Here is a 26,721-nt window from a genome sequence, read left to right on the forward strand (position 1 = left end):
AGTCAGCATACTGATCAATATCAAAACAGAATGTTTGCGGGAGAGGTGCTCATGCAATTCCATCTGAATGGATTTCAGCCGGGCGATCCCGAGATTGCGGATCCCGCCGAGCGCGTTCAGGCTTCGGGTGCCGCGGGCGCCGTGCCGGACGAGGTCGATGTTCTCATCGTCGGCTGCGGGCCGGCCGGCCTGACGCTCGCCGCCCAGCTTGCGCAATTCCCCGACCTCAAGACCTGCATCGTCGAGCAGAAGCCGGACCGCCTGTTGGTCGGGCAGGCCGATGGCATCGCCTGCCGCACCATGGAGATGTTTCACGCCTATGGCTTCAGCGAGCGCGTGCTGAAGGAGGCCTATTGGGTCAATGAAACGACGTTCTGGAAGCCGGATGAGCGAACGCCGGAGAAAATCACCCGCAGCGGCCGGGTGCAGGACGTCGAGGACGGGCTGTCGGAATTCCCGCACGTCATCCTCAACCAGGCGCGCATCCATGACTGCTTTATCGACGTGATGCGCAGATCGCCGGCGAAGCTCGAGCCGTATTACAGCCGACGCGTGCTTGATCTCCACGTCGATCGGGCTGCCGATGCAGCCGCTCATGCCGTGACCGTGCGTCTCGAACGCGTCGATGCCGCGAACGAAGGCAAGGTCGAGACGATCAGGGCGCGCTACGTCGTCGGCTGCGACGGCGCGCGCAGCATCGTGCGCAGGTCGATCGGACGCGAGTTGCATGGCGATTCCGCCAACCACGCCTGGGGCGTGATGGACGTGCTGGCGTCGACGGATTTCCCGGACATCCGCTTCAAATCCCTGGTCCAGTCGGCCAGGGACGGCAGCCTGCTGATCATTCCACGTGAAGGCGGCTACATGGTCCGCATCTATGTCGAGCTCGCAAAACTCGATGTCGGCGAGCGCGTTGCGAGCCGCAACATCACTGCCGACGACGTGATCGCCAAGGCGCAGCGGATCCTGAAGCCGCATACGCTCGAGGTGAAGGAGATCGCCTGGTGGTCGGTCTACGAGATCGGCCAGCGCCTCACCGACAAATTCGACGACGTGCCGGAGGCCGAGACCGATACGCGCGTTCCGCGCATCTTCATCGCCGGCGATGCCTGCCATACCCACAGCCCGAAAGCGGGGCAGGGCATGAACGTCTCGATGCAGGATGCCTTCAATCTCGGCTGGAAGCTCGCCGCGGTCCTGCGGAGACAGTGCGCCCCGAGCCTGCTGCATTCCTATTCGGCGGAGCGCCAGGCGGTCGCGAAGGAGCTGATCGATTTCGACCGCGAATGGGCGGGGATTCTCGCCTCCGCTGCCAAGGCCGGCGGCGCCGGTGCCGCCAAGACGCAAGACTATTTCGTCAGGCACGGCCGCTACACCGCGGGCACGGCGACGCACTACAAGCCCTCGGTTCTCACCGGCGCGGCGTCGCATCAGCACCTCGCGGAAGGTCTCATCATCGGCAAGCGCTTCCATTCCGCGCCGGCGATCCGGCTGGCGGACGCCAAGCCGGTCCACCTCGGCCACGCCGCGCAGGCCGATGGCCGTTTCCGCATCTACGCGTTTTCACCTGCGGAAGATCCTGCGGCGGCCGGCTCGGCCATTCGCGCGCTGTGCAAGTTCCTGACCGAGGCCGGAGAATCGCCAACCAGGCGATATACGCCTGTTGGCGCGGACATCGACAGCGTGATCGACTTGCGCGCCGTCTTCCAGCAGGATCATCGTGAGCTGGCCGTGACGGCGATGCCACCGCTGCTGCTCCCGCGCAAGGGCCGCTATGGCCTGATCGACTACGAAAAGATGTTTTGTCCGGACCTCAAGGCCGGCCACGACATTTTCGCAATGCGAGGCATCGATCGAAAGAACGGCTGCATGGTCGTGGTGCGGCCTGACCAGTATGTCGCGAATGTGCTGCCGCTTGATGACCATGCCGGGCTTGCGTCGTACTTCGAACGCTTCATGTTGAAGGCGAACTGAGGCGAAGGCGAGCTGAGGCCCGGCAAGCACCGCGCTTGCCGCTGCGATGAACGGCGGATGAATATTGAACTCGCCGTGCGGCGGGCGGCTCAATCTTTCGCCTGATGCGGCGACTGCGCGCGGAACGCCCATTCCGCTTGCGCGTTCCGACTCGAAGAGGAGGAACACGCCATGAAATTCAGAAGCATTCTGGTTGCCGCATTGTTACTTGCCCCGACGGCCGCGCTGGCTGCGCCGGGCATCGTCACTGTCTCCACCGGCCTGCGTGCCGGGCCGGGCACGGGCTTTCCCCTGGTCGATCGCATCCCAGGAGGCGCCCGCGTCAACATCCATGGCTGCCTGCGCGGCAATGCCTGGTGCGACGTCAGCTTCTCCGACGATCGCGGCTGGGTGTCGTCGCAATATCTCGAATATCTCTATCGCAATCACTACGTCTATCTCCCGGACTATGTCGACGAGATCGACGTGCCCGTCGCCCCGTTCGTGCTGACCTCGTACTGGTCGAGCTACTATGCGGGACGTCCCTGGTACCGCCGCCACGCCTACTGGAATAACTACTGGACGTCGCATCAGCGCTTTGCGACGCGGAGAACGCTCGATCCGCGCGCAGCCCGCATCGGTCGCGCGGCCACGCGCGATGCGGCAGTCGCACTCGAACGCAGCGGTGTGCGCGGCAGGGGCGGGGCCGCCGTCTCGGGACGTGGTGCCGCGATCGCTCGGCCGGAAGCCGCCATCGCCAAGCGGGAGTCCGCGGTTACGGCTGACCGGACCCGCGCCGGACGGAGCGCGCGTATCGTGAATGAGCGAACCGCCGTGCAGGGCCGTCACCCGCGCGACGCACAGGCGCGCATGATGCACGATCATGCTGCGGGCCGCGCCGCGGTGCGCGCGCAGCCGATGGCACGTGCTCATGAGGCTCCGCGTGTCTCTGCCGCGGCTCCGAAGCGGCCTGCGATGCCGCACGTGGCCCGGCCGAATGTCAGCCACGGTTCGCCGATGAATGCCCGTGCGCAGATGCCGGCGCCGCGCGCGGCTGCACCGGCGATGCCGCATCCGGGCGGCGGCGCTCCGCACATCAACGCCGCGCCGCGTGGTGGCCCGCCGGCCGGCGGCCCCGGTGGCGGTCATCAGAAGCACTGACGTCGCTGATGAGAGCCCGGCCCTTGCGCCGGGCTTTCTGTTTGGTTCGGATCGAGTTCCCTGCGCGTACAATTTAAGAAAGTTCTTCGCGGGCAGATTTCATCGATCGTAAGATGTGTACCCAAAGATGTAAGCATCCACTCGGGGCAGCGGGGCACGGGAGGATGACGATGAGACAGAGCCAGGCGGAGACGCGCCGCCAAAATGTCGCGAAGCGGTCGATGACCAAGGAGGCCAAGCAGCTGACCGGCCTGATTGCCGGACTGCGCAAATCCCTCGACGCGATCCACAAGGAACGGGCGAGCACGAAGCTCACCGGCGCCGAGATAGGCCTGCTCGACGAGCGCCGAAACAATCTGCTGCTCACCATTGCAGCCCTCGATGACCGCCTCTCGGCGGTGCAGGGCCTGATCAATCTCGGCCGCCCTCACATTATCCGGGTGCACTAGCGCGATGAGATCAGGACGAATCGTCATCACGCGTTAGTTTATTGTTCGAGCATGACTTCTTCGGAAAACCGGTTCACTTTCCGGACCATGCTCCAGCGCAGCTCGGACATGGGAGGACGGCTCCGTTTTCGGGCCGAACGGAGCCTCTTCCTGCGGATGGCACCAAATTGCCACGCTCCCGGCGAATTGCCGCCAAAGCCCGCTGCCACGACGAGGCCGGGTGCTGGGCGACGCAAGGGGATGCGAATTGGCCTACAAGATGATCGCAGAACGCGAGAACGAGAAGTACAGCTTTGCCCGCGAGAGCCGGCTGCTCATCGTGGCGAAGGCGAAAGTGTGGGCGAGCGAGGGGTGGCAGGTCGTCATCACCGACCAGGACGGCAAGGCCTACGCGCCGCCCGAATTCGATCAGCTGTCGGCGGCGTGATCGCAGGGCGGATTTGGACTATTGTTCGAGCATGATCTCCGCTCAAACGCTTGCGCGTTGGTCGCGGGGGAAAATCGCTCTTTACTGTTCCGGATCATGCTCGAGGGGACGACACTTGACAGCATTGTTTCGACCGGGGTGCGGTCTGATCGCAGCCGCCGCCGTGATGACCGCGACGGTTGCAGCCGCGCAAAATCTCGACGCCGGAAAGTCGCCCGCGAAGCTTTTCGCTGAAGGCTGCGCGACTTGCCACCGCAGCCCGCGCGGTCTCGCCAAGGGCCGCTTCAGCCTGACGCTGTCCTGGTTCCTGAAGGATCACTACGCAGCCAGCTCCGACTCGGCCAAGGCGCTCGCCGCCTACCTGGAGTCAGTCGATGCGTCGCCGCCCCGGGGTGCGGCCAAGCCCGGTGCAAAGGCGCCGCGTCCGCCCAAGCCGACGCAGAGCCGATAGCTGCACGCAGGCGTTCCGGCGTCAACGCACCGTGGTCTCCGAGAACAGGTTGATGACCACGACCCCGGAGACGATCAGCGCGATGCCGACGAAGGCTGCGGCGTCCAGTATCTGGCGGAACAGCACGAAGGAGACGGTGGCGGTCAGGATGATGCCGACCCCGCCCCAGATCGCATAGGCGATGCTCAACGGGATAACTCGGATCGCCACCGACAGCGCGTAGAACGAGGCGACGTAGAACAGCACCATCGCCAGCGTCGGCCAAGGACGGGTGAACTGCGCGGACTGCTGCAGGAATGCCGACGCGGTGACCTCGAACACGATGGCGAGGGCGAGAGCCGTATAGGCGTTGAAGACGGAGCTCATGCGGAGACCGGGCCGATGATGGCTGACATCTGACGGCGCATATCACGCGAGGGTGACGCGCCCGCGACAGAGGGCTGCGCTTGCATCGCCGCACGTTTGACTCTACGGACCTCTCATGCTCGTCATCTCCATTCAGAGCCAGGTGGTCCACGGCCATGTCGGCAACAGCGCGGCTGCCTACGCCATGCAGGCGGAGGGCGTGAACGTTGCAGCGGTACCGACGACGCTGCTGTCCAACCATCCGCGCTATCCGAGCCTGCGCGGGCGGGTGCTTGAGACCGAACTCGTCGCCGACCTCTTGAAGGGCGTCGAGGAGCGCGGCCTGGTCGACGAGGCCGCGGTGCTCGTCACCGGCTATCTCGGCTCGCTCGGCAACGCGGTCGTGATCGCCGACTTCGTCGAGCGGGCGCTCACGCGGAATGCGAAGCTCGTCTATCTCTGCGATCCCGTGATCGGCGATGACGGCCGCGTCTATGTCGCGGACGGCATTTTGGACGTGGTCCGACGCCGGCTGCTGCCGGCGGCGCACCTCACGACGCCAAACCAGTTCGAGCTCGAGCTGCTCTCCGGCGTCACGGCCGCTGATGCCCCGGGCCTCGGCGCGGCGTGTGCGATGCTGGCAGGGGCGGGCCGCACCGACGTCGTCGCCACCGGCTGCACGCTTGCTGACACGGCGGCGGGGCAGCTGGAGACGATCCTGTGCGCCGACGGGCGATTGTCGCGCTTTGCGACGCCGCGCCTGCCGATCCGACCCTACGGCACCGGCGATCTCCTCACCGGCCTGATCGCGGCGCATCTGGCCAAGGGCGAGGCGACGGAGGCAGCGGTGCGACTTGCGGTCGAGACTGTGTTCGCAGTGCTGGTGCGCACTCAGGAAGCCGGCTCCGCCGAGATGCGGCTGGTGCCATTGCCGATCCCGGCGCGTAAGGCGTAACGGCGTCAGGTCGCGCGCTTGCCGGCCGATTGCGCCGATTTCTGCGGCTTGGCCGGGCTCTTCTGCGCGCGTGCGGCCTGGGCCTTTGGCGGCTTGGCATGGGCCGCGGCGCGCACCACCTTCTTGGATCTCACACTGGCGACTTCCTTGCCATCGCCCGTGCCCCGGCGAGAGATGTACTCCTTGCCGTCGATCGGGCCGACATGCGGCGGATCGCGGTCGAGGTAGGGGCGGCCGATGCCGAACGCCTTGCCGTTGGCGTCGACCCACTTCCAGAGGATCTCGGTCGAGACCCAGCGCTGCGCGCGGTTGTTGCCTTGGGTGCTGACGATGTCGGCCGCCATGCCGTGACCATAGCCGCCGCGCATGCTGCCGCCATGATAGGAACGGTCGGAAGCGGCCTTCAGGCCGCTCGCGATCGACTGGCGGTAGTCGTCGCGGAACGCGCTGGTGATGCCGGGCGACAGGCCGGCGGCTTCGGCCGCGAGCAGCGTGCGGAACAGCTTCCGCTTGAAACTCTTGTCCATGCCGCCGATGACGTAGTCCATCATCGACATGCCGGCGCGCTCGGCCGCCTTCGGATCCTTCCAGGCGAAGTCCTGGTCGACCAGCTTCGTGAAGCTGCGCATCACCGTGACGGTCTTGCCCTTGCGCTTGACGGTGACGGCGCGCCGCTCCTGAACCTTGATCGTGTCCTCCTTGGCCGTGCGCTGATAGAGCGTCCAGAGGTAGCGGTCGATGCAGGCATCCATGACGAAGCATTCGTCGAGCACGGCGACTGTATCGGCAGGCGGTGACGCGTTGCTCGCAGCCGCGGCCGGGCCACTCGCGATCGCCGCGGGGGACGGCGCGTCCGTCGTCACGATCTCGGTGGGATCGGCGGACGCGACCTGGACGGGCTCTGGCGCAGGGGCGGGGGCAGCTTCGCTGACGATGGCTTCCGGTTCAGGCGAAATCTGCGGCGCGGGCGCCGCCTCGGTCGGCAGGATCAACGCCGGGTCGGCCGAAGCGAGCTTGACGGCTGCGGCGGGCTCCTCTGGCGTTTCCTGCGGGGGCGCCGCCGGGGCAGGCGCCGCAGCGACGGCGGCGGCGATGTCGGCGGTCAAGGCGAGGCCATCCTCGATGGTCGCAGCGGGCGGCACGTCGGCGAGGTCGAGGCGGCCGGGATCCTTGGCGTGCGAGACGGCGGCCGCATTGGCGCCGCTGTTCTCGATGAGGGCAGGCGCATAGGCGGAGAGAGACAACGCCAGCCAGCCGGCGAGAACGGCCGAGGGACACGACACCGCCACCAGAAGAGACCGCCGATCGTTCATGATCCCTGCCTCCAGACGGTTCTGTTCGAACCATCTTGTCCGGATAGTCATGATGCAGACAGTCCTGACGAAACCGTCTTGCACGGAAGGGCACGCAACGCGTCGATTGTTCGAGGGACGGTGTGGCGGCGCAATGGCGTAAATCGGCGAAAACGGGCTTTTCAGGCCGGGTGTTGCCGATATGCAACGCGGGTTCCGAGACGGTCCAGTGTGTCCCGGGGCGACAACGGCGGCAAACGCAGCATTGTCGTCGACTTGCAGCGATCGCATTAACTCAATCTTGGATTGTGGTCGTGCATCCCTCGTGTGCCGGCAATCTCCGGTCGAATTGGAAGGACGTCGCCTGTGAAATTGAAATGCATGTTGGCCGAATTCGCCGCCGACGAATCCGGCGCCACCGCGATCGAATATGGCTTGATCGCAGCCGGAATCGCGCTCGCCATCATCGAAATCATCTATGCCCTCGGCACCGATCTCGTCGCAAAGCTGCAATCGCTGGCAACAGCATTGAAATGAGGTCCCTGCATCGCCCCCCTCGTATCCCGGACGCGCTGCAACGCCCTTTCGATTCACCTTCCCTGACGCGGTGCTTCGTCCGACGCGCTGCCGCAACCTTGCGGCGGCTGGTGCGTTGGAGGCGCCATGACGCATCCCACGCTTCGTCCCATGGACGCCTTCGATCCCACCGAACCCGCCATCCTGCACGATCGCCTTTCGGACACGATCATCACCTGGACCGCCGATCAGGCCGATGACTATCGCCGTGCCAGCAGGCCCGGCGGGGGCGGGACCGTGGCCTGGAAATCCTATCTCTTTGATGGCTGGGGCGACGTGCTCGGTGGCTGAGCGCCGCCTATGGAAGCGCGACGTCGCAGCCAGCGTGATTCCTCCAAGGCCTTATACGCATGAGGCATATCGCCATGCATCACGCGCGCTATTGCGTTGCAACAAAGCATGTCGCAATGCAGCAAAACGGACCTAAATATGCTCCGACTCTCACCTTTGGAGCATCACCAATGAACAAGAAGACTTTGTCGATCGCCGCCGCCATCCTGATGATCGCGGGCGGTACCGCAGTCGCCGCCGAGTTGCCGACCTATGAGGCCAACGGCTTCCCGGTCTCTCCCCTGCAGGTGCGCGTGCTCGGTGCTGCGCATGTCGAGCAGCATGTCTCGGCGCCCACTGCAGTCGCCTCGGCCCACCAGGCGAAGGTGCTCAGCCCCCGCAAGGTCAAGACCGCGGACGTCACCACCGGCGCAGCCCGCTAAGGATGACATCACGTCGCCGCATGCGCATTGCGGGTGCGGCGATCACGGCGCTGCAGGCTGCGCGCGTCCGTCGCGATGCCTGCGTGCCAGCCCTGCAACCGCGTGGGTTGAGCCGCTCGGCGCGACGACATATCGCTTGATCCATGGATCAGCGGACGAGCGGCGCTGACGCTCTCACTCGGAAGAACGATTCGGCGCCGGCACTGCTCGGCGTGATCTGCGGCCTTGCCGCGGCGCTGTTCTGGGCGCTCGGCTTTGCCGGCACGCGGCATGGCCTCAAGGTCGGCTTCACGCCGGTCGATCTCCTGGTGCATCGCTATGTCTGGTCGGGGATCGCGTTCCTGCCGCTGGTAGCGCGTGCGGGCATCTCCGATCTCTGCGGCATCGGCTGGAGCAGGGGCCTCGTGCTGATGGTGCTCGGCGGCCCCGTGATGTCGCTGATTTCCTACACCGGTTTCCTGTTCGTGCCGCTCGGCCATGGCAGCGTGATCCAGCCCTCTTGCGCGACGCTGGGCGGCCTGCTGCTCGCGGCACTCGTGCTGAAGGAGCGGATTTCCGCCTCGCGCCTCGCCGGCGCGGTCGTCATCGTCGGCGGCCTCGGCGTGATCGGTGCGGAATCGATCGGCCATATCGGGACCGACGGCGTGCAGGGCGATCTGATCTTCGTGCTCACCGGATTCATGTTCGGCGGCTTTGGTGCGATGTTGCGCCGCTGGCGCGTCTCGGCCGTATCGGCCGCGCTGGTGATCAACGTGCTGTCGCTGCTGCTGTTGCCGGTCTACATCGCGACCGTCGGCCTCGCCCATGTTGCGGCAATCGGCGTGACCGAGAACGCCATCCAGGCGCTGGCGCAGGGCGTGCTCGCCGGTCCCGCCGCGCTCTATCTCTACGCCGTCTCGGTCCAGCGCCTCGGCGTTGCCCGCGCCGCGGTGTTTCCGGCCTGCGTGCCGGCGCTGACGCTGCTCACCGGCTGGCTGCTGCTCGGCGAGCCGCCGACGATGTTGCAGACGGCAGGCTTGGTGACGGTGCTGTGCGGCTTCTATCTGGCGCAGCGGCAAAACTAGCGGACCTTACGCCTTCCTCACGAACTCCGATTTCAGATTCATCGCGCCGATGCCGTCGATCTTGCAGGCGATGTTGTGGCCGTCGCTGGCGTCCTGCAGGCGGATGTTGCGCACCTTGGTGCCGCCTTTGACGACCGAGGACGAGCCCTTGATCTTGAGATCCTTGATCACGATGACGCTGTCGCCGTCGGCGAGCGCATTGCCGTTGGCATCGCGCACGCCGGCATCCTGCGCCGTGTCCGCGGTCGTTTCCGCCGTGCCGCTCCATTCATGGCCGCATTCCGGGCAGACCCAGAGATCGCGGTCCTGGTAGGCGTGCTCGGAGTTGCAGGCCGGGCATTTCATCGTGTCGGTCATGTCTGTCTCGTCTCAACGGTTCGTTCGCGGCGCGACCGTAGAGGCGGGAACCGCGAAAGCAAGGAAAAGCTGCAAACCGCGCGGACCCGGCCTCGCCTGCCGGTGCGATGTCACCGAAACAGCGCGACGAAGATCACGTAGAGCCAACCCAGGATGCCGTGGATGATCGCCCACAGGATCGAATGATTGTTGGTGTAGGAGATCGCGATGGCGAGCGCCGAGCCGAATCCCACGCCGTATTTCGCGCCCTCGACCCGGACCCCGTAATAGCGATTGCCGTTCATGGTGATGCCTCCTGACCGTCGCATGAGCGCCGAGCCTATGCGGTCGCCGTGATCTTGGCGAGCGGTCCGATCAATGAGGCAATGTCGACCGCGCAAGTCGTCCGCGCCTCCCTTGACGCAGATCAACTCGGCCTTTCGGTGCAAATCTAGGCTCGTTCGACGATTCATTCGCGGTGAGGTCTGGGCCATGTCGCACAGTGTTCGAATCTACATCGGCATCGTCATCCTGATCGCCTTGTCGGTGCTGTTTCTCTTCAGCGTCGTCCACACCGCCGCGGGGGCCTCCAGGCCCGGCTCGCGCATGATCGCCGAAGGACATCGCCTGGCGCGAGCGTGGTGCCAAACCTGTCACGCCGTCGAGCCGCACATGATCGGACTGTTCGACGAGGCCCCGAGCTTCCAGGCCGTCGCCGACCGGCACGGCACCACCGCGCTGTCGCTCAAGGTGTTCTGGCGGACCAGCCACCAGAACATGCCGAACCTCGTGATCTCGCCGGAGCAGGCGGATGCGCTTTCGGCGTACATCCTGAGCCTGAGGGGCGATTGAGAGCCGGGCCAAACGAATTTTGCGAAAACAACCCCATGCACAGTAGACATCCCTCTGGAATCGCTCGGGGTTTGATTTTACTTCGGTAATACAGAAAATGGTTTGACCCGTCGGGCAAAACAGGCGCATTATGCCACGGTGGTGTTCCCTCGACGTCTCGGCGTTCGGTGCGTAGCTTCCGCTCATCCGGAAACGACACCGACGAGCCTGCCATGACCTTCCTCCTCAACATCGACGTCCCGGACGTCGGGAAAGCCACGACCTTCTACACCGAAGCCTTCGGACTGACGGTCGGCCGCCGCTTCGGCGCCGACTTCGTCGAACTGCTCGGCTGGCCGGCACCGGTGTATCTCCTGACCAAGCGGGCCGGCACGGTCGGCGCCGGCGGCGACCGCCGCCGCTACGAGCGGCACTGGACGCCCGTGCATATCGACGTCGTCGTTGACGATGTCGATGCTGCCGTGGCGCGTGCGCTCGGCGCGGGCGCGATCCTGGAGGCGCCCGCGTGCGATGCGCCCTACGGGCGGATCGCGATGCTGGCCGATCCGTTCGGGCACGGATTCTGTCTGCTGGCGTTCAGCGCGAGAGGATATGACGCGTTGTTGGGGAGTTCGTAGTTCGCGACCGAGTTCGTAGCCCGGATGAGCGAAGCGACATCCGGGAACTACCTCGGCAGATGAATCCCGGATATCGCTTCGCTCATCCGGGCTTCGCTTGCTACGATCGCCAGCGGACAGCGAAGCTGAAATCAGGGCATGCCAAAACAAGCGAAAAGCAAGTCGACGAGAAAATTGAAGACCTACCAGACCTCGCTCGGCTTCTACGATCAGGCGATTGCCGCCCCCTCGATGAAGGCGGCGCTTCAGGCGTGGGGCGCCAGCTCCAATCTCTTCCATCAGGGCGTCGCCAAGGAGACCGACGACCCTGATATCGTCGCCGCGACCATGGCGAAGCCGGGCATCGTGCTCAGGCGTCCGGTCGGCTCGCACGGCCCGTTCACCGAGAGCGCGGAGCTGCCGACCGATCTCGCTGACGACGGCGCCAAGTCCACGCGTAAACTCAAGAAGCGTCCGGCCAAGACCGCAAGGAAAACATCCCTTGAGATCGACGATCAGGCCGCCCGCAAGGCGGCCGCGGCATTCGAGAAGGAAGAGCGACGGCGCGAGGCCGAGCGCCGGAAAGAGGAGGCCGCCCGCGCCAGGGAGCGCGCGCGCCGCGCCAAGGCGGTTGCCGCTGCCGAAGCGGCACTGGACAAGGCAGGGCGCGAGCACGAAGCGAAGACCGAGGAGATCGAAGCCGAGCGGGCCGCGCTCGACGAGCGCGCCGAGGCCGAGCAGGCCCGCTGGGACAAGCAGCGGACAAAGCTGGAGCAGGCGCTGCGACGCGCGCGCGAATAGCTTTCGCAGGTGGGGAGGGATTTCTTTACCATCCCATCCAGTCCCGGCCGCGCCGCTCGACGTTTAGCAGTTGCAGGAAATTTCTGCGGTATCCTGCCCCGATCATGCCCGCGTCGGACTTGCCCTTCGATGTCGCCGCAGGCTTTTGGGAGCTGTCATGAGCGATCATCGCGCCGCAGTCAGGCATCACACGCTGAGGACCGGCATCGTCGAATTCGACAACGGCAGCGGCAGCACAGTCAGCGTGCCCTGCACGATCCGCAATGTCTCCGGCAGCGGCGCGCGCCTGCAGCTCAACTCGTCGCTGTGGGTGGCCGAGCAGTTCACGCTGATCTTCAGAAGCGGCCTGCGCAAGGGCTGCCGGGTGGCCTGGCGCAAGGGTCGGCTGATCGGCAGCGGTTTCGCGGACGGCTATGCGAGTCCGGACGAGCAGGCCGTCATGATGACCGCGGACGAGCAGTCTCGGCACCGGCTCGGCATCGGCGCGCGCGTCAAAGCTGCGCGCGAGACCCGCGGCTACACCGAGGAGCAGCTCGCCGAGCGCATCGGCGCTGCGCCCTCCTTCCTGTCATCGGCGGAGAAGGGCGAGGCGGATATTCCGCTCTATCAGCTGATGCACATGGCCGATCTGCTGATGGTCAGCCTCGACCAACTCGTTGCGGGCGCAGCGCCTGATGAGGTGGATGCGGCGTAGGCGGGTGCCGCGCGTCGCACTCCGAGTGCCGTCACATTCTCCGTCATTGCGAGCGCAGCGAAGCAATCCAGAATCTTTCCGCGGGGACAATCTGGATTGCTTCGTCGCAAGGGCTCCTCGCAATGACGGTGGAGAGAGAGCGTAGGCCGGCATCGGTCATTCCCGCAACGCCGCGCGCGAATTCGCTTGCCTTGCCTTGCGTCCTTTTGCACTCTCCCGGGGAAGGAGACCAACGCATGAAGAAAAAGAACATCGCGTGTGCGCTCGGAACGGCGCTGGTGCTGTGCAGCCTTGGGGCATCCGGTGCTGAAGCCCGGACGCGGAAGGCTGTCGTCGTTCGTGAGCCGCAGCAGAGGCTTGTCGTCACGGCGCCCGTGCTCAGGCCGACGCCGTGGGATTATTATATTGTTCCACGATATCGGTATCGCCCTGAAGACGACCGGGTCGATCCCTACGGTCCGCCGCTGGTGCCGTCCTACGTTCGCTATGAGGGATGGCGGTGGCCGTATTGGTGGTGAGGAACGATCACATTCGAGACATGTGACGATCAGCCAGCGTCGGACGCAGAACTGAACAACCCGCTGCCGGCGCAAGGCGCCGTCGATGACGGGCTCCACGCGCCCGGCCTACCTGCCGATTTCGCCACTCTAGATCCGGGCCAGCCTCGCTCAACCGTTCGTACGGGCTCATTTGTCATTGGACGGGTCGAGTTCTTGCGAAATCTGCCGTCTTCGCCAACCACCGGCCGGATAAAGTTGAATATTGGCAAGTCGATGATCTCTGCGTGCGGCGTCAATCGCCAGGAAAAAATGGCAAATTTGAGACTGTCAACAATACATCGGGGTGGAATGGCATTTATCCCCATAATAAAACCAATGCTGCTTGGGGTTTTGGGCACGTATTGGGAGGATCAGTCATGGCAAGTGTTGAACAATTGCGCAGACGGGAAGGTGTGAACCTTGTCCAACTCGAGGCGGACATTGCGTCGGTCCGCTCGGGAAGCTCCATTACTTCAATTGCTCTACCTGATTACGTCGAGCACACCGCGGGCGTGACGCGCGTAGGCGCGCTCAGTGCAGAGGCGGTCATTCGCGACTATGAGTCCGCGGCAAAAGAGATCGAGGCCATGGGCACCGAGTTGATCGATGCCGCGCAGAAATGCGAGGCGCTGACGGTCCAGGTTCATGATGCGATCGCCTTCATGCGAGAAACGGCGGCGGGGTATCGTGAAGAGGGACGGAAGATCTTCAAGCGCATCGAGGAATGCGCGCTCTTCACCGAAGACGTCCGCAAGACATGCGAACAGGTCAAGCGCAGAATGGCCGAAGTCTCGTTCGGCCCATCTTCCGACGAGGAGCTTGAACCGCAGGAGCCCGAGTTGAGCGGGATCGCCGCCAAGGTGACGATGAGCGAGATACGGTGAGGCGGGCGTAGAGCGTAGCCAGTTCGCAGCCCGGATGAGCGGAGCGATATCCGGGGCTATGCTGCCGAAGCATTCCCCCGGATGTCGCTTCCGCCTTCGCTCTTCGAGCTACGGCGGACAAGTCGCTCATCCGGGCTGCGCTCGTCTGCTAACCGCCGTCATCCGCGGCAAGCCGCTGAAACTGCCGCTTCATCGCGTTGACCCGGGAAAGATAGCTTGCGACCGAGTGATCGCCGCAGCGCTCGCCGGCCCGCATCTGAAACTTGCGGCGCGCGTAAGCCGTGGCGGGGCCCGCGCCGCAGAGATGGATGAAGGCGGCGAGATCCTGCTTCTGCTGCGCGGTTGCCTTCACGTCGCCGGCGCGGTCGAGAACGTCAGCGACGTTGCGGTCGAGATACACCGAGGCGAGCTCGATGGCATGGCTCGGGATCGCGCGGACATAGAAGCTGGTGAAGCCGCAGGCCGTCTCCGTGACCACGTTGCCGCGGACACAGAACCGCGCGGCTTCGGCGAAGGCCGGGTCGGTCATCTGGAAGAGCCCGACGGCGCTGGAGGCGGGCCGGTAGATCGCGAGCGGATTGAGGCTCCATCGCCAACGCCAATAGGTGCGCGCCACCGGGTTGCCCGAGCTCTCGACCTGCGCCAGCGCCGCCAGCAATTCCGGCGTGATCGTCGCGGTGGACGCTTTCCGGAACAGCGGCCCGTAGCTCGCCCAGGTCTCCGCCGGCTCCTTGTCGAAGGCGTTGCCGGCAAGGACGAACAGCTCGGTCGGCTTGCGCACCACTTGGTAGCCGATGTTCACAAGTGCGACGGCCGTAAGCAGCATCGCCACGCCGCTCGCGATGCGAACCGTCCGCGGTGCCCGTGCGAATGCTTTCCGCACGCCCCGACGGACGCTGCGAAGGCGAGGGAGGAGGCGACTGCTTTTGCTGGGCATGGCGTTGCGGGAGTGCGATTGCGGACATTGTGTAGCTGGTTAACGCCGTCCTCGGAGCCTTGAAATTCCGCTTCATTTTCCTCTGTCCGCGTCATTTCAGGTCCCCGCTCCGTGCTCCAAGGGCCGACCGGTCCTTGCTGGAAATAACCAGTGGTTGTACGGTGCGCTGCAGAAGAGTTAATTTTTTGTGAATGGATCGGCCGAAATGACCGTGGTTGAGAGCGTGGCGTCCGAGCAAGCTGCGGACCGGAAGATGCCACCGGGTGTGCTTCTCGAGGGCCCGGTGGTCGACGCCAAGTTTCGCGATTCCTACATCTCGTTCGCCATCATGGTCGGGGGCTCGATCGCGGCGCTGGTCTGGGCGTTCTGGCAAGGCATCGGCCGGGTGGAGCTTTCGGTCTTCGCCGGCACGTTCGTGCTGTCCACGGTCGGGATCGGGTTCATGCACCGCTACTTCGTGCACCGGAGTTTTCGCTGCGGTCCGGTGATGCGGACGATCTTCGCCGCACTCGCGACGATGGCGGTGCAGGGCTCGATCCTGAAATGGGTGAGCAACCACCGGCGGCATCATCTTCACTCCGACAGGCCCGGCGACGTTCACAGCCCCTATTATGACGGCTCCGGCAACGCCTATACCAGCTTCGCCAAGGGCATGTCGCATGCGCAAGGCGGCTGGGTGTGGGACCGCGAGACCACCGATGCCGCATACTACGCCAAGGACATCCTGGCCGACCCGATCGCCATGTTCTTCACCCGGACGCGCTGGTACTGGTACGCGCTGTCGGCGCTGATCATTCCCGGCGCCATCGGCTACGCCCTCAGTGGCGTGCACACGATGGTCGGCTGCATCCTGTTCGCCGGCCTGTTCCGCAGCTACCTCATGACCATGGCCACCTCGCTGGTCAATTCGGTCTGCCACAGCGATGGCCGCTGGGGCTACCGCCGCTTCGAGACCCATGATGGCACCACCAACGAGCTGGTGACGACGCTGCTCACCTTCGGCGAAGGACTGCACAACAACCACCATCGGTTTCCGCGGGATGCGTATCTGTCGCACGCCTGGTACGAGGTGGACATCAATGGGCTGATCATTTTGGGGCTGGGGAAGCTGGGGCTGGTGCACGATATTTTCGGAGTCGGCAAGCGTCAGCTGTCGGCGGAGGCCGAGCAGGGCGGCGCGGAGGCCGCCGCCATGCAGAACGCATTCGACGGTGTTGCAGAAGACCTTCGCTCGGCTGGAAGGTAAGGCTTTCCGCGCCTCGACGGCTCACCAGTCCGGATAGCCGTAATAGGGGTCGTCCATATAGGGTGGCATCCAGGGACGTCGCGGCGGCGGCCTCACCCGCCGTGGCGCGGCGTCCGGGACTTGCCCCCGGGCACGCGCAGCCGCATCGTTGTTCACACTGCGCACGACGGGCTTGGCGGCTGCAGAGGCGGATGACGCCGATGGCGCGCTCAGTTGCGTCTGCAGCGCCTGGACCTGCGCGGCGAGGCGCGCATTGTCCGCCGCGTCCTTCTCCTGCGCCGCCTTCAGCTGTTGAATGGTGGCGGCCTGCTCGCGCAGGGTCTGCTCGTTGCTGCTTTTCAGCTGCTCGAGCTTCCCGCTGATGCTTGCAAGCTCGCTCGTGATGGCCTTGAACGATTGCGCGAGCTCGGACGATGGCGGGTCGGCCGCCGTGGCGGCAGGCTTCGGCGCGCTGTCCGTTTCCTTCGGGAGTGGCGGTGCGGGCACCGGGCTCGGCTCATCCGCAGCGGATGCCTGCGGGGATGGGCTCACGGCCGGTGGCGCCCATCGCGCCATGATCGATTTGGCCTCATCGCGATATTGCGAAGCGACGGCGGCACCGAGAAGGCCGATCGCCAGCACGAGAATAACCAGGGCGCGCATCATGGCCGGATCTTTCCTCAAGCCTTGATCGCGACGGCGAGCCTCCCGGATTTTGGCATTCGAGGCCTTGGCATCGAGCGTCGGCGCCTTGCTTTCGGGAGTGGCGGCCGCCGTCGCAGCGGCGCCTGTGTGCGAGGCCCGCTTGTCTTCGCTGTCGCGTTCCATTCCGGAAACCAGCCGGTCCAGCCGCGCCAGGTCCTCCTCCGCGCTCTTGATCCGGTCGTAGGCCCGCGTCAACCCGCTATCGGCGCGCGCCTCGCCCGGCTTGGCGGTCTCAGGGCTGCCGGTATCGGGCTTGGCGATCTCAGCTTTGGGGGCGTGCGTGTCAGGCACCGATGCGCTCTCCATCCGGTCGGGCGTCAATGGGAGGCAGTCCGATCACTGGAAGGATAGGTCTCGCCGCTGTTCGACACAACGCGCATGCCAAGGAAAAATTATGGCGGGCGAGGGCGCGGACGGTGCGAGCGCGTAGGTGGGTTGGCTCCGAAACGAGCGCAAAGCGGAGTCGCGCAGCGTGACCCAGCACGTCTATTATCGCGGAAAGCAAAGAGATGGGTTACGCCGACGAGATGCGCCCTATGGGCACCATCAATCTCGGGGTGCGCGCTATCCGTGCTTTTCCAGACAGGCGCGAACCTTGTCGGCAGCAGGTCGCGGCACCGCGTGGGCGCGCCACTGCTCGCGCGTCGCTCCAGCCGCGGCCAAACATCTGTTGATGTTTTGCTCGTAACTCGAACGGGACATCTTATCGCGTTTGGCCTGGCAGGCGGGATCGCCGCCACATTCATATAGCGGGGCGGCTTGCGCAACCGAGACGCCAAAGCACGTCATCACAACCGCAACTATCAGCTTGGTCATTGTCCCCCCAGACCCTGAAATTGAGCATCTGCTCATCCCAAGGTTAGCATGAGAGAACTGTCATCGGCAATCTCCACGAGTGCGGGCCGAATAGTCCCGGATCTCGCGAAGCCCCTCATCGGAACGCGCCGTGCTGCGATCCGCCGTGAACGTAGCGATTGCGGCGACCCCACGGGCCACAATCATTCCTGCCTCCCGCATCGTCAGCCCGGCTTGCGTCCGCTGATCGCGTGCGCGCGGGCGCTGCAGGTGATGCGGGTGTCCGCGCCGGCGGGAAGCCGCGCCTTCATGCGCTGCTTGAGCGCGGCGACATCGGTCGCCGGCATGGCTGCGATCACCGGCGCAATAGAGGGAGATTTCGTCTCTACGTTCCAGAACTCGTCGAAATCGGCAAACCCCCGCTGCACGGCGATCTCGCGGGTCGCGATCTGCTGCAGCCCAGCCGCGCGCCAAAGTCCCTGAAGCGCGGCGAGGGTCGAGACTTCCATATGCGGCGGACGCGTCGGCGACAGTCCCAGCGCGTGCATCTCGTCGAGGATCGGATCGAGCGGAAATCCGCCGCCCAGCATGTCCCACATGTAGGTCGCAACCAGGCCGCCGGGGCGAACGATCCGCGCCAATTCCGCGACACCTTTTGCTGGGTCCGGCACGAAGACGAGAATCAATGCCATCACCGCGATATCGAAACTTTCCGCCGGAAAGGGCAGTGCCATGGCGTCGCCCGTTTGAAACGCAGCGCCGCGCGCGCCGGGACGCGCGCGGGCATAGGCGAGCTGTCCCTCCGAGGGATCGATGCCCTGCACGTCGCTGGGAGCGCAGCGTGCCAGGATGAGCTCGGTCAAGGCGCCGCTGCCGCAGCCGACATCGATCCAGCGCAGCCCTTGCGCCGGCTTGAGCCAGTCGAGAAAGACCTCGCCGACCGAACGGCTCCAGACTCCCATCACCTGCTCATAGGCGGCACCGTCATCGAAGCGAAGCTCAGGCATGGAACGGCTCCCTCGGTGTCCATCAGCAGGCAATGCGTGGGCGGCGAGGTTAACACATTGGTCATTTCTTTGCGGTCATTTTCACGACCTCAGTCAGCAAAGAGGCATCATGTCCGACATCACCATTCCCGGCGGCAAAATCCGTTCGTTCGTCGAGCGGATCGAGAACCTCGACAGCGAAATGCAGGAGTTGAGCGAACAGAAGAAGGAAGTCTTCGCGGAAGCCAAGGGCGAGGGTTTTGATGTGAAGATCCTCAAGGAGATCATCAAGCTCCGCAAGGAAGACAAGAACGAGCGCGACGAGCGCGAAAGCCTGCTCGACCTCTACATGCGCGCGATGGAAACGGCCTCGCCGGAGCAGGCGAAGGCGGCTTGAGACGATCGCGATCATGCAAGGAGAGGTAGCCGCCGCTTGCGGCTATCGCTCCTGCGTGACGGTGACGGATTGATCGATCTATGATCGGGCGTTTGGTTCGATCTCGCCGCAATCCCGGCCATCAATAGCGGCCGCCGCTGCCCTTTTGCTGCGTGATCCAGGCCGACAATGTTTTCGGTGGCGACTTCGCAGCCCGGCCCTGTGATGCCTTCGGATTGCTGGGGACGCCTTTCGCCAGACGGGTGCGCGGCGCTTGCGTTGCGTTGATGCGCTGCGGGGCCGCCGTCGCTGCCTCTGCGGCTTCCTTCGCCAGGCGCAACTGTTTCAATCGCGCCATCTTGATGCGCTCTGCCTCGACTTCGGGTCGCTCGGCTAGCCGCGGCTTGTGCTCAGCAAGCTCGGCCGGGACCAAGACGCCGAGAATGGTCGTCTCGCCGAGCGCCTTGCAGGCCTCTAACCGATGCAGTCCCTCGACCAGAACGAGGCGGTCTCCGTCGCGCCGAACGGAGATGGGGGCCTGTTGTCCGATCTCCAGAATACTTTCCGCGATCTCCCCGACGGTCTCGGGCCTGATGGCCTTCTTCTGCTTCGTGGGAACGAAGATCGTCTCGATCGGGAAGCTTTCCGGTTTGGGCATAGTCTGACTCCGCTTCTACCGGGCCCGTCGGAACCGATGACGGTGGGTTAGGAGTTTAGGAGGGAAGGGCTCGACCGCAAAGGAAATTTCGGCGGGGGGCGCGAGGAACGAAACGCCGAAGCGTTCGATTGACTGGCATCACCACACGCTCAAAGGAGACACGGATGGAACTGTCCGGGAAGAAGATCGCGATTCTCGCCACCAATGGCTTCGAGCAATCGGAACTCGAAGCACCGCGTGACACACTCAAGGCGGCCGGTGCGACAGTGGAGATCATTTCGCTGCAGCCTGGCGAGATCAAGGGCTGGGACAAGAAGGACTGGGGCCGCCCCGTCAAAGTCGACAAGACCCTCGATCAGGCCGCCGCGGCCGATTATGACGCGCTGGTGCTGCCCGGCGGGCAGATCAACCCCGACCTGCTGCGCGTCGAACCGAAGGCGCTTCAATTCATCAAGAGTGTCTTCGATGCCAAGAAGGTCGTCGCCGCGGTCTGCCATGCGCCCTGGCTGCTGGTCGAGACGGGGATCGCGAAGGGCCGTCGGATGACATCGTACAAATCGATCAAGACCGACGTCGCCAATGCCGGGGCGAAGTGGGAAGATTCGGAGGTCGTCGTCGACCAGGGCATCATCACCTCGCGCAACCCCGGTGACCTCAAGGCGTTCAGCGCAAAGATCATCGAAGAGGTGAAGGAAGGGCGTCACATGCAGCGCAGCAGCGCGGCTTAGCCGCGGTTACTGTGGCGGTGCACTGAGTACGCCATCCAGCTGCTGTCGTGGAGGAGGGGCGAGAGGGAATGTTTAGTGCACTGTCACCGTAATAAAGTCTTGTGCGCGCTTCATGAATAGTCTCCGTTGACACGATGTGGGAGCGCCTAGACCGGATTCAAGCGCAAGAAACGCACCCGCTTCTGCCGCCCTTCGTGGGTGGTCGGTTGCGCTCACGGTTGCGTGGGTGGCTACGCCGCGTGTTCGGATGTTCGCGTGACGTCGCCACGTCCCGCAAGTAGGCCAGCGATAGAAATATCCTCGTCGAGTGCTTCCCAGTGCAGCCCGACACGGCTTAGCTCGACTTGGTCGCGCTCGGTGGGCGTGGCGTGCAGCAGCCGCGGAAACCAGGCGAGGGGGACGCCGAGCGTCCGGCCGTCCGACAGTTCCACCCACATAGTGTATTCGTCAAAGCGTACGCTAGTTGCCGAAATGGTCATGCCAAGCCTTCAGGAGAAGATCGCGGTTGTCCTCGACGACGCGCAGGATATTCGAAAGTTCCCGCGGATTGAAGCCATAACTATCGGCAATCGATATGGCAGGTTCGAGCCAGATCTTGGCATCGCAGCCGCCGCCTTTAACATGAATATGCGCCGGCTCGGGCGGCTGCCCCTCGTTCGAGAAGAAGTAGTAGCGCAAGCCCCCCTGGCGTAATGCAACCGGCATCGATGCCTCCGGGCGACTTGCGCTGCTGGTATCAGCTACACCCCGTCGTGCTGCCGCAAGTATCGCACTTCATACACGTGCCATTCCGCACCAGCGTGAAGTTGCCGCACTCGCTGCACATCTCGCCTTCGTAGCCCTTGGCCTTGGCTTCGGCGCGGCGCTCGGCCTTGGTGGGGGCTGCGGTCGCGGCGCTGCCGGCCTTGCTCCACTGGAGCTGCTCGAGCTTCTCCGTCGGCGAGAGGTCGTGGCTCACTTCCTGCTTCAGGGCGACGGCGCCTTCGAGGGCGTCACTGAGGCGGGCGCTCGCGCCATGCGAGGCCATCGCCGTGACCTTGCTGCCGCCTGAGGGCGCGCTGTCGTTGCCTTGGCTGACCGCGGCCGAGCCGCCGCGCATCACGAACAAATTGTCGGTGCGGGAGCGGGTGAGGCCGCGCGAGACCAGCTTGGTGGCGTGGTGGCCGCCGTCCTCGTCCGGCTCCTTGCCTTCCTCGACGCCCTTGCCGAGCGCGTCGAATCCCGTCTCGTTGGGATCGACGTGGGCGAGGTCGAAGCGGCTGAGATAGCTCACCGCGAGCTCGCGGAAGACGTAGTCGAGGATCGAGGTCGCGTACTTGATGCTGTCGTTGCCCTGCACGGGGCCCGCCGGCTCGAAGCGGGTGAAGGTGAAGGCGTCGACATATTCGTCCAGCGGCACGCCGTATTGCAGGCCGAGCGATACCGCGATGGCGAAGTTGTTGATGAAGGAGCGGAGCGCCGCGCCTTCCTTGTGCATGTCGATGAAGATCTCGCCGAGGCGGCCGTCGTCATATTCGCCGGTGCGCAGATAGACTTTATGTCCGCCGACGACCGCCTTCTGGGTGTAGCCCTTGCGGCGATCGGGCATCTTCTCGCGCTCGCGCATCACGATGATGCGCTCGACCAGCTTCTCGACGATCTTTTCCGAGACCTGGGCCGCGCGCGCGGCCATCGGCTTCTCGTAGAGGGTCTCGACCGCATCGTCCTCGTCCTCATCGTCGCTGATGAGCTGCGAGTTGAGCGGCTGGCTGAGCTTGGAGCCGTCGCGATAGAGCGCGTTGGCTTTCAAAGCGAGCTTCCACGACAGCATGTAGGCGGACTTGCAATCCTCCACGGTCGCGTCGTTCGGCATGTTGATGGTCTTGGAGATCGCACCCGAGATGAAGGGCTGGGCCGCGGCCATCATGCGGATGTGGCTCTCGACCGACAGATAGCGTTTTCCAATTTTGCCGCAGGGATTGGCGCAGTCGAACACCGGATAGTGCTCAGGCCTGAGGTGCGGGGCACCTTCCACAGTCATCGCGCCGCAGATGTGGACGTTGGCCGCCTCGATCTCGCGCTTGGTGAAGCCGACGGCCTGGAGCAGGTCGAAGCCGGGGGCCGCGATCGCCTCGGCGCCGATGCCGAGCTGCTCGCGGATGAAGTCCTCGCCGAAGGTCCACTTGTTGAAGGCGAACTTGATGTCGAAGGCGGTCGGCAGCGCCTTCTCGACCTTGGCGATGGCTTCATCGGTGAAGCCCTTGGCCTTCAAGGTCGAGGCGTTGATGCCGGGCGCGTTGGAGAGCGAGCCGTGGCCGACGGCGTAGGCCTCGATCTCGGCGATCTCAGCTTCGCGATAGCCGAGCGCGCGCAGCGCGGCCGGCACGGCGCGGTTGATGATCTTGAAGTAGCCGCCGCCGGCGAGCTTCTTGAACTTCACCAGCGCGAAGTCGGGCTCGATGCCGGTGGTGTCGCAATCCATCACGAGGCCGATCGTGCCGGTCGGCGCGATCACCGTGGTCTGGGCGTTGCGATAGCCGTGCGTCTCGCCGAGCTCGAGCGCCGCATCCCAGGCCGCCTGCGCATGGCCGACGAGGTCGGCTTGCGGGCAGGAGACGAGGTCGAGCGGCACCGGGTTGACGCTGAGCGCCTCATAGCCACTCGACTGGCCGTGCGCGGCGCGGCGGTGGTTGCGGATCACGCGCAGCATGTGCTGAGCGTTCTTCTTGTAGCCGGGGAAGGTGCCGAGCTCGGCTGCAATCTCGGCCGAGGTCTTGTAGGTGATGCCGGTCATGACCGCAGTGAGCGCGCCGCAGAGCGCGCGGCCTTCCTTGCTGTCATAGGGCAGGCCCATGGTCATCAAGAGACCGCCGATATTGGCGTAGCCGAGGCCGAGCGTGCGGAACTCGTAGGAGAGCTCGGCGATCGCCTTCGACGGGAACTGCGCCATCATGACGGAGATTTCCAGCACGATGGTCCAGAGCCGGCAGAGGTGCTCGTAGCCCTCGACGTCAAACCGCTTGGTCGTGGTGTTGTAGAACGTCAGCAGGTTGGCGGAGGCGAGGTTGCAGGCCGTGTCGTCCAGGAACATGTATTCCGAGCACGGATTGGAGGCGCGGATGTCGCCGGACGCCTTGCAGGTGTGCCAGTCGTTCATCGTGGTGTTGAAGTGCAGGCCCGGGTCGGCCGAGGCCCAGGCGGCGTAGCCGATCTTCTCCCAGAGATCGCGCGCCTTCAGCGTCTTCGTCACCTTCTTCGAGGTGCGGGCGTTCAGATTCCAGTCGCCGTCGGTCTCGACCGCGCGCAGGAAGTCGTCCTTCAGCGAGACCGAGTTGTTGGAGTTCTGGCCCGACACCGTGAGGTAGGCTTCGCTGTCCCAGTCGGTGTCGTAGGTGTCGAACTGGATGTCCTTGTAGCCCTGCTTGGCGAACTGGATGACGCGCTTGATGTAATTGTCGGGCACCAGGCTGCGGCGGGCGAGCTTGATCTCGCGGCGCAGCGCCGGGTTCTTCTCGGGGTCGAAGCAGTCGTCGCCCGAGCCTTCGCAGTTGACGCAGGCCTTCAGCACCGCCTTGAGGTGCTTCTGGTTGATCTTGGAGCCGGTGACGAGGGCGGCGACCTTCTGCTCCTCCTTCACCTTCCAGTCGATATAGGTTTCGATGTCGGGGTGATCGACGTCGACGACGACCATCTTGGCGGCGCGGCGCGTGGTGCCGCCCGACTTGATCGCGCCGGCGGCGCGGTCGCCGATCTTGAGGAAGCTCATCAGGCCGGACGAGCGGCCGCCGCCGGAGAGCTTTTCACCTTCGCCGCGCAGGCGCGAGAAGTTGGAGCCGGTGCCGGAGCCGTATTTGAACAGGCGCGCCTCGCGGACCCAGAGGTCCATGATGCCGCCCTCGTTGACGAGGTCGTCACCGACGCCCTGGATGAAGCAGGCGTGCGGCTGCGGATGCTCGTAGGCCGACTTGGACTTGGTCAGCTTGCCGGTGAAGGGGTCGACGTAATAGTGGCCCTGGCCGGGGCCGTCGATGCCATAGGCCCAGTGCAGGCCGGTGTTGAACCATTGCGGCGAGTTCGGCGCGACCATCTGCATGGCGAGCATGTAGCGGAGCTCGTCGTAGAAGGCCTGCGCGTCGTCGTCCGAGGTGAAGTAGCCGCCCTTCCAGCCCCAATAGGTCCAGCAGCCGGCGAGGCGGTCGAACACCTGCTTGGCCGAGAGCTCGCTGACATAGCGCTCCTTCTCAGGCAGACCCGCGAGCGCGTCGGTGTCGGGCACGGAGCGCCACAGGAAGGAGGGGACGGATTCCTCCTCGACCTTCTTCAGGCGCGCGGCAACGCCCGCTTTCCGGAAATACTTCTGGGCCAGCACGTCGGAGGCGACCTGCGACCACTCGGTCGGCACCTCGACATTGTCCAGCTTGAACACGACCGAGCCGTCGGGATTGCGAATCTCCGACGTGGTCAGGCGGAATTCGATTCCCGCATAAGGTGACTGTCCTGAAGTGGTGTGGCGCCGCTCAATCCGCATCGTCTTGCCCCGTCCTTAATCTTTGACCGGATCGCCCCTCGTTGAGGACGTGCCGGGTCGACATTTCGTTTCGCGGCTCCTTGCGGCCGTCCGGCCTCGAGATACCGCAGTTCAGCCGGTGGATCCGGCCCTGTTTTTCCCGACGCGATGTCGATGCGTGCATCGATCATCCCGCCGGCACGTCCACACCCATCCGCCCCCAAGGGGATGTGCGCGACATGCGTTCAACGCCCCACAACGCCGCTACTTGTCTCACTTCACGCAGGTGTCACTTCGAAACCGCCGTGAAGTCTGCCTTCCGAGCCTGTTGCCGGCCCGTTCTGGCGCCCCCGGGAGTCCGCATTTCGCGGGCAGACAAGCCCTCATTCCGCAGCCTTTGGCTGGCTGGCGGAGCGAAAGATTTGCGAGACCCTTTGGGGGAGTGCCGGCGGGACGCAAACTCACTCGCGCCGAACGGATCGAAAGCTAGGACTCTCCGTTGCGCCCGTCAAGAACTAGTGCGAGTTCCTGAATCAAATACTAAATATGGTGGATTGCGGGGGATAACAGGGGTCTGCACCGCGCCTGTTGTGGAGCCAAGTATCAGTGAGTCCTCAGGGATTCCCAACCGAAAAAATTTGCGTCCCGTGATGATGAGGAGGCTTCATCCCGCTGTTCACAGGGCAGGTATATTTTTGGTGGGCGGGATTGCGTCAGGGGGACTCACGTAGCCCCACGGAAGGTGAGGGCAGGCATGCCCGCCGAGGTGGTGGTTCCGACCCCGAATCCGGGCCAAGCTGACGCTCGATCTTGCCGGGCTACCAGACATGCTTGATTCGACTCGCCGGGATGCGCGGCCGCGCATCGCCCCGGCCGGCCTGATGTTCCTCGCGATCACCTCGATCGGCTGGGGTTTCAACTGGCCGGTGACGAAATTCCTGCTCGCCGAGCTGCCGCCTTTGACCCTGCGCGGGGTCACCGGCGTGCTCGGGGCGGTGCTGCTGGCGCTGCTTGCGGTGCTGCGCGGGCAAAGCCTGCGCGTGGAGGGCGCGATCTGGCCGCGCCTCGTGACCGCTGCCATGCTCAACGTCACTGGCTGGATGGTGCTGATGGGCCTCGCGCTGCTCTGGCTGCCGGCGAGCGAGGCGGCGCTGATCGCCTACACCATGCCAGTCTGGGCCTCGATCATCGCCTGGCCGGTGCTGGGCGAGCGGCCGACGGTCTTGCGCACGCTGGGGCTGGTGATGGCCTTTGCCGGGCTTGCCTCGATCATGGGCGGCAACGGCATTGCCGCCAGCGCAGAGAAAGCGCCTGGGATCATCATGGCGCTCGCCGGCGCGTTCGGCTTCGCCGTCGGCACGGTGTTCTCGAAGAAGTACCCGATCCATCTGCCACCGATCACGGCCGCGGCCTGGCAGATCGGGATCGGCTGCCTGCCGATCTCGATCATCGGCCTCCTGGTCGAGACCACGCATCTCTCGTTGGTGACGCCGGTCGGCTGGTGGCTCTTGGTCTATTCGACCGTGGTGCAGTTCTGCATCGCCTATGTCAGCTGGTTCGCAGCGCTTGCGCGCCTGCCGGCGTCGGTCGCCGCGATCGGGACGATGGCCGTGCCGGTGATCGGCGTGGTGGCCTCGGCCATCGCGCTGGGCGAGCCGCTCGGGGCAGGGCAGATCGCGGCGCTGGTCTTCACGCTGGCCGCGGTGGTGCTGGCGACGCGATGATCGCGGATGCGCG

General features: G+C 64.7%; 32 protein-coding genes. 20 read left to right on the forward strand and 12 right to left on the reverse strand.

Translation table 11 applies throughout. The features are described from left to right. The first annotated feature begins 51 nt into the window (after positions 1-51). From XH87_RS35580 to XH87_RS35600, 5 genes are all read left to right on the forward strand, one after another. Positions 52-1,974, forward strand: coding sequence for an FAD-binding monooxygenase (locus XH87_RS35580; RefSeq protein WP_271590782.1), 1,923 nt, complete (start codon positions 52-54; stop codon positions 1,972-1,974). A 171-nt stretch (positions 1,975-2,145) separates the two neighbouring features. Next, the gene (locus tag XH87_RS35585; protein ID WP_271590783.1) at positions 2,146-3,114 is read left to right on the forward strand and encodes an SH3 domain-containing protein; all 969 of its coding nucleotides are present in this window, start codon (positions 2,146-2,148) and stop codon (positions 3,112-3,114) included. Positions 3,115-3,284: 170 nt separating this feature from the next. After that, positions 3,285-3,563 carry a hypothetical protein gene (locus tag XH87_RS35590; RefSeq protein WP_035703935.1) on the forward strand — a complete coding sequence of 93 codons (279 nt, stop codon included), beginning with the start codon at positions 3,285-3,287 and terminating at the stop codon, positions 3,561-3,563. A 220-nt stretch (positions 3,564-3,783) separates the two neighbouring features. After that, complete coding sequence (locus tag XH87_RS35595) at positions 3,784-3,990, forward strand: hypothetical protein (protein ID WP_333909213.1); 207 nt, start codon at positions 3,784-3,786, stop codon at positions 3,988-3,990. Between the two features lie 166 nt (positions 3,991-4,156). Beyond that, a complete protein-coding gene (locus XH87_RS35600; RefSeq protein ID WP_050990965.1) occupies positions 4,157-4,441 on the forward strand; it encodes a hypothetical protein in 285 nt (94 codons plus the stop codon). Between the two features lie 21 nt (positions 4,442-4,462). On the opposite strand, the gene XH87_RS35605 is transcribed toward XH87_RS35600, so the two are convergent. Further along, a complete protein-coding gene (locus XH87_RS35605; RefSeq protein ID WP_028179789.1) occupies positions 4,463-4,807 on the reverse strand; it encodes a DMT family transporter in 345 nt (114 codons plus the stop codon). 115 nt (positions 4,808-4,922) lie between these two features. Between XH87_RS35605 and pdxY the strand changes: the two genes are divergently transcribed. Continuing rightward, entirely contained in the window at positions 4,923-5,741 is an 819-nt protein-coding gene (gene pdxY / locus XH87_RS35610) for a pyridoxal kinase (protein WP_271590784.1), read from the forward strand. A 5-nt stretch (positions 5,742-5,746) separates the two neighbouring features. Here the strand turns inward: pdxY and XH87_RS35615 are convergent, their stop codons facing one another. Then, complete coding sequence (locus tag XH87_RS35615) at positions 5,747-7,054, reverse strand: hypothetical protein (protein WP_271590785.1); 1,308 nt, start codon at positions 7,052-7,054, stop codon at positions 5,747-5,749. A 351-nt stretch (positions 7,055-7,405) separates the two neighbouring features. Between XH87_RS35615 and XH87_RS35620 the strand changes: the two genes are divergently transcribed. The 4 genes from XH87_RS35620 to XH87_RS35635 all read left to right on the forward strand — a co-directional run bounded on the left by XH87_RS35620 (position 7,406) and on the right by XH87_RS35635 (position 9,386). Further along, complete coding sequence (locus tag XH87_RS35620) at positions 7,406-7,570, forward strand: Flp family type IVb pilin (RefSeq protein WP_035703914.1); 165 nt, start codon at positions 7,406-7,408, stop codon at positions 7,568-7,570. A 126-nt stretch (positions 7,571-7,696) separates the two neighbouring features. Beyond that, positions 7,697-7,900, forward strand: coding sequence for a hypothetical protein (locus XH87_RS35625; RefSeq protein ID WP_271590786.1), 204 nt, complete (start codon positions 7,697-7,699; stop codon positions 7,898-7,900). Positions 7,901-8,070: 170 nt separating this feature from the next. Then, a complete protein-coding gene (locus tag XH87_RS35630) occupies positions 8,071-8,322 on the forward strand; it encodes a hypothetical protein (RefSeq protein ID WP_271590787.1) in 252 nt (83 codons plus the stop codon). A 143-nt stretch (positions 8,323-8,465) separates the two neighbouring features. Continuing rightward, positions 8,466-9,386: a DMT family transporter gene (locus XH87_RS35635; protein ID WP_271590788.1), complete on the forward strand. Its 921-nt coding sequence runs from the start codon at positions 8,466-8,468 to the stop codon at positions 9,384-9,386. Between the two features lie 6 nt (positions 9,387-9,392). Here XH87_RS35635 and XH87_RS35640 read toward each other — a convergent pair whose 3' ends face one another. After that, complete coding sequence (locus XH87_RS35640; protein ID WP_271590789.1) at positions 9,393-9,743, reverse strand: zinc ribbon domain-containing protein YjdM; 351 nt, start codon at positions 9,741-9,743, stop codon at positions 9,393-9,395. Between the two features lie 110 nt (positions 9,744-9,853). Then, a complete protein-coding gene (locus XH87_RS35645; protein ID WP_018644642.1) occupies positions 9,854-10,027 on the reverse strand; it encodes a hypothetical protein in 174 nt (57 codons plus the stop codon). A 187-nt stretch (positions 10,028-10,214) separates the two neighbouring features. Between XH87_RS35645 and XH87_RS35650 the strand changes: the two genes are divergently transcribed. From XH87_RS35650 to XH87_RS35675, 6 genes are all read left to right on the forward strand, one after another. Then, positions 10,215-10,574 carry a c-type cytochrome gene (locus XH87_RS35650; protein ID WP_271590790.1) on the forward strand — a complete coding sequence of 120 codons (360 nt, stop codon included), beginning with the start codon at positions 10,215-10,217 and terminating at the stop codon, positions 10,572-10,574. A gap of 212 nt (positions 10,575-10,786) precedes the next feature. After that, entirely contained in the window at positions 10,787-11,191 is a 405-nt protein-coding gene (locus tag XH87_RS35655; protein ID WP_271590791.1) for a VOC family protein, read from the forward strand. Between the two features lie 138 nt (positions 11,192-11,329). Then, positions 11,330-11,971 (forward strand): cell envelope biogenesis protein TolA, encoded by a 642-nt coding sequence (locus XH87_RS35660; protein ID WP_271590792.1) that lies wholly within the window; start codon positions 11,330-11,332, stop codon positions 11,969-11,971. 157 nt (positions 11,972-12,128) lie between these two features. After that, a complete protein-coding gene (locus tag XH87_RS35665; protein ID WP_271590793.1) occupies positions 12,129-12,665 on the forward strand; it encodes a helix-turn-helix domain-containing protein in 537 nt (178 codons plus the stop codon). 236 nt (positions 12,666-12,901) lie between these two features. Beyond that, a complete protein-coding gene (locus XH87_RS35670; protein WP_081492413.1) occupies positions 12,902-13,183 on the forward strand; it encodes a hypothetical protein in 282 nt (93 codons plus the stop codon). Between the two features lie 398 nt (positions 13,184-13,581). Next, complete coding sequence (locus XH87_RS35675) at positions 13,582-14,088, forward strand: hypothetical protein (protein WP_035703891.1); 507 nt, start codon at positions 13,582-13,584, stop codon at positions 14,086-14,088. Between the two features lie 148 nt (positions 14,089-14,236). Here the strand turns inward: XH87_RS35675 and XH87_RS35680 are convergent, their stop codons facing one another. Continuing rightward, entirely contained in the window at positions 14,237-15,025 is a 789-nt protein-coding gene (locus XH87_RS35680; RefSeq protein WP_271590794.1) for a transglycosylase SLT domain-containing protein, read from the reverse strand. Positions 15,026-15,230: 205 nt separating this feature from the next. Here XH87_RS35680 and XH87_RS35685 point away from each other — a divergent pair, with 205 nt between their 5' ends. Further along, complete coding sequence (locus XH87_RS35685) at positions 15,231-16,271, forward strand: acyl-CoA desaturase (RefSeq protein WP_271590795.1); 1,041 nt, start codon at positions 15,231-15,233, stop codon at positions 16,269-16,271. Positions 16,272-16,292: 21 nt separating this feature from the next. Here XH87_RS35685 and XH87_RS35690 read toward each other — a convergent pair whose 3' ends face one another. The 3 genes from XH87_RS35690 to XH87_RS35700 form a co-directional block, all read right to left on the reverse strand. Next, positions 16,293-17,276 carry a hypothetical protein gene (locus tag XH87_RS35690; RefSeq protein ID WP_333909214.1) on the reverse strand — a complete coding sequence of 328 codons (984 nt, stop codon included), beginning with the start codon at positions 17,274-17,276 and terminating at the stop codon, positions 16,293-16,295. Between the two features lie 243 nt (positions 17,277-17,519). After that, positions 17,520-17,771: a hypothetical protein gene (locus XH87_RS35695; protein ID WP_081492412.1), complete on the reverse strand. Its 252-nt coding sequence runs from the start codon at positions 17,769-17,771 to the stop codon at positions 17,520-17,522. A 203-nt stretch (positions 17,772-17,974) separates the two neighbouring features. Continuing rightward, positions 17,975-18,757, reverse strand: coding sequence for a class I SAM-dependent methyltransferase (locus XH87_RS35700; protein ID WP_271590796.1), 783 nt, complete (start codon positions 18,755-18,757; stop codon positions 17,975-17,977). A gap of 109 nt (positions 18,758-18,866) precedes the next feature. On the opposite strand from XH87_RS35700, the gene XH87_RS35705 reads away from it, so the two are divergent. Then, positions 18,867-19,133: a DUF2312 domain-containing protein gene (locus XH87_RS35705; RefSeq protein WP_025575662.1), complete on the forward strand. Its 267-nt coding sequence runs from the start codon at positions 18,867-18,869 to the stop codon at positions 19,131-19,133. A gap of 121 nt (positions 19,134-19,254) precedes the next feature. Here XH87_RS35705 and XH87_RS35710 read toward each other — a convergent pair whose 3' ends face one another. Beyond that, positions 19,255-19,770, reverse strand: a complete 516-nt coding sequence (locus tag XH87_RS35710; protein ID WP_271590797.1) for a ParB N-terminal domain-containing protein — start codon at positions 19,768-19,770, stop codon at positions 19,255-19,257. Between the two features lie 164 nt (positions 19,771-19,934). On the opposite strand from XH87_RS35710, the gene XH87_RS35715 reads away from it, so the two are divergent. Further along, positions 19,935-20,498, forward strand: a complete 564-nt coding sequence (locus XH87_RS35715) for a type 1 glutamine amidotransferase domain-containing protein (RefSeq protein ID WP_271590798.1) — start codon at positions 19,935-19,937, stop codon at positions 20,496-20,498. Between the two features lie 230 nt (positions 20,499-20,728). Here XH87_RS35715 and XH87_RS35720 read toward each other — a convergent pair whose 3' ends face one another. Genes XH87_RS35720 through XH87_RS35730 form a run of 3 tightly spaced genes read right to left on the reverse strand, consistent with a single transcriptional unit; the run spans position 20,729 to position 25,005 of the window. After that, positions 20,729-20,977, reverse strand: coding sequence for a DUF2442 domain-containing protein (locus XH87_RS35720; protein ID WP_271590799.1), 249 nt, complete (start codon positions 20,975-20,977; stop codon positions 20,729-20,731). Beyond that, positions 20,958-21,203, reverse strand: coding sequence for a DUF4160 domain-containing protein (locus XH87_RS35725; RefSeq protein WP_271590800.1), 246 nt, complete (start codon positions 21,201-21,203; stop codon positions 20,958-20,960). The genes XH87_RS35720 and XH87_RS35725 overlap by 20 nt, the downstream gene beginning before the upstream one ends. Before the next feature lie 31 nt (positions 21,204-21,234). Further along, positions 21,235-25,005 (reverse strand): vitamin B12-dependent ribonucleotide reductase, encoded by a 3,771-nt coding sequence (locus tag XH87_RS35730; protein ID WP_271590801.1) that lies wholly within the window; start codon positions 25,003-25,005, stop codon positions 21,235-21,237. Between the two features lie 806 nt (positions 25,006-25,811). Here XH87_RS35730 and XH87_RS35735 point away from each other — a divergent pair. Further along, positions 25,812-26,708 carry a DMT family transporter gene (locus XH87_RS35735; protein ID WP_271520013.1) on the forward strand — a complete coding sequence of 299 codons (897 nt, stop codon included), beginning with the start codon at positions 25,812-25,814 and terminating at the stop codon, positions 26,706-26,708. The last annotated feature ends 13 nt before the right edge of the window (positions 26,709-26,721 follow it).

Origin of the sequence: Bradyrhizobium sp. CCBAU 53415 (assembly GCF_028128735.1) — a bacterium.
Taxonomy (GTDB): Bacteria; Pseudomonadota; Alphaproteobacteria; order Rhizobiales; family Xanthobacteraceae; genus Bradyrhizobium.

Coding starts and splice junctions, on each gene's coding strand:
- XH87_RS35580 (WP_271590782.1), top strand. CDS start 52: ATGCAATTCCATCTGAATGGATTTCAGCCGGGCGATCCCGAGATTGCG.
- XH87_RS35585 (WP_271590783.1), top strand. CDS start 2,146: ATGAAATTCAGAAGCATTCTGGTTGCCGCATTGTTACTTGCCCCGACG.
- XH87_RS35590 (WP_035703935.1), top strand. CDS start 3,285: ATGAGACAGAGCCAGGCGGAGACGCGCCGCCAAAATGTCGCGAAGCGG.
- XH87_RS35600 (WP_050990965.1), top strand. CDS start 4,157: ATGACCGCGACGGTTGCAGCCGCGCAAAATCTCGACGCCGGAAAGTCG.
- XH87_RS35605 (WP_028179789.1), bottom strand. CDS start 4,807: ATGAGCTCCGTCTTCAACGCCTATACGGCTCTCGCCCTCGCCATCGTG.
- pdxY (WP_271590784.1), top strand. CDS start 4,923: ATGCTCGTCATCTCCATTCAGAGCCAGGTGGTCCACGGCCATGTCGGC.
- XH87_RS35615 (WP_271590785.1), bottom strand. CDS start 7,054: ATGAACGATCGGCGGTCTCTTCTGGTGGCGGTGTCGTGTCCCTCGGCC.
- XH87_RS35625 (WP_271590786.1), top strand. CDS start 7,697: ATGACGCATCCCACGCTTCGTCCCATGGACGCCTTCGATCCCACCGAA.
- XH87_RS35630 (WP_271590787.1), top strand. CDS start 8,071: ATGAACAAGAAGACTTTGTCGATCGCCGCCGCCATCCTGATGATCGCG.
- XH87_RS35635 (WP_271590788.1), top strand. CDS start 8,466: ATGGATCAGCGGACGAGCGGCGCTGACGCTCTCACTCGGAAGAACGAT.
- XH87_RS35640 (WP_271590789.1), bottom strand. CDS start 9,743: ATGACCGACACGATGAAATGCCCGGCCTGCAACTCCGAGCACGCCTAC.
- XH87_RS35645 (WP_018644642.1), bottom strand. CDS start 10,027: ATGAACGGCAATCGCTATTACGGGGTCCGGGTCGAGGGCGCGAAATAC.
- XH87_RS35650 (WP_271590790.1), top strand. CDS start 10,215: ATGTCGCACAGTGTTCGAATCTACATCGGCATCGTCATCCTGATCGCC.
- XH87_RS35655 (WP_271590791.1), top strand. CDS start 10,787: ATGACCTTCCTCCTCAACATCGACGTCCCGGACGTCGGGAAAGCCACG.
- XH87_RS35660 (WP_271590792.1), top strand. CDS start 11,330: ATGCCAAAACAAGCGAAAAGCAAGTCGACGAGAAAATTGAAGACCTAC.
- XH87_RS35665 (WP_271590793.1), top strand. CDS start 12,129: ATGAGCGATCATCGCGCCGCAGTCAGGCATCACACGCTGAGGACCGGC.
- XH87_RS35670 (WP_081492413.1), top strand. CDS start 12,902: ATGAAGAAAAAGAACATCGCGTGTGCGCTCGGAACGGCGCTGGTGCTG.
- XH87_RS35675 (WP_035703891.1), top strand. CDS start 13,582: ATGGCAAGTGTTGAACAATTGCGCAGACGGGAAGGTGTGAACCTTGTC.
- XH87_RS35680 (WP_271590794.1), bottom strand. CDS start 15,025: ATGCCCAGCAAAAGCAGTCGCCTCCTCCCTCGCCTTCGCAGCGTCCGT.
- XH87_RS35685 (WP_271590795.1), top strand. CDS start 15,231: ATGACCGTGGTTGAGAGCGTGGCGTCCGAGCAAGCTGCGGACCGGAAG.
- XH87_RS35695 (WP_081492412.1), bottom strand. CDS start 17,771: ATGACCAAGCTGATAGTTGCGGTTGTGATGACGTGCTTTGGCGTCTCG.
- XH87_RS35700 (WP_271590796.1), bottom strand. CDS start 18,757: ATGCCTGAGCTTCGCTTCGATGACGGTGCCGCCTATGAGCAGGTGATG.
- XH87_RS35705 (WP_025575662.1), top strand. CDS start 18,867: ATGTCCGACATCACCATTCCCGGCGGCAAAATCCGTTCGTTCGTCGAG.
- XH87_RS35710 (WP_271590797.1), bottom strand. CDS start 19,770: ATGCCCAAACCGGAAAGCTTCCCGATCGAGACGATCTTCGTTCCCACG.
- XH87_RS35715 (WP_271590798.1), top strand. CDS start 19,935: ATGGAACTGTCCGGGAAGAAGATCGCGATTCTCGCCACCAATGGCTTC.
- XH87_RS35720 (WP_271590799.1), bottom strand. CDS start 20,977: ATGACCATTTCGGCAACTAGCGTACGCTTTGACGAATACACTATGTGG.
- XH87_RS35725 (WP_271590800.1), bottom strand. CDS start 21,203: ATGCCGGTTGCATTACGCCAGGGGGGCTTGCGCTACTACTTCTTCTCG.
- XH87_RS35730 (WP_271590801.1), bottom strand. CDS start 25,005: ATGCGGATTGAGCGGCGCCACACCACTTCAGGACAGTCACCTTATGCG.
- XH87_RS35735 (WP_271520013.1), top strand. CDS start 25,812: ATGCTTGATTCGACTCGCCGGGATGCGCGGCCGCGCATCGCCCCGGCC.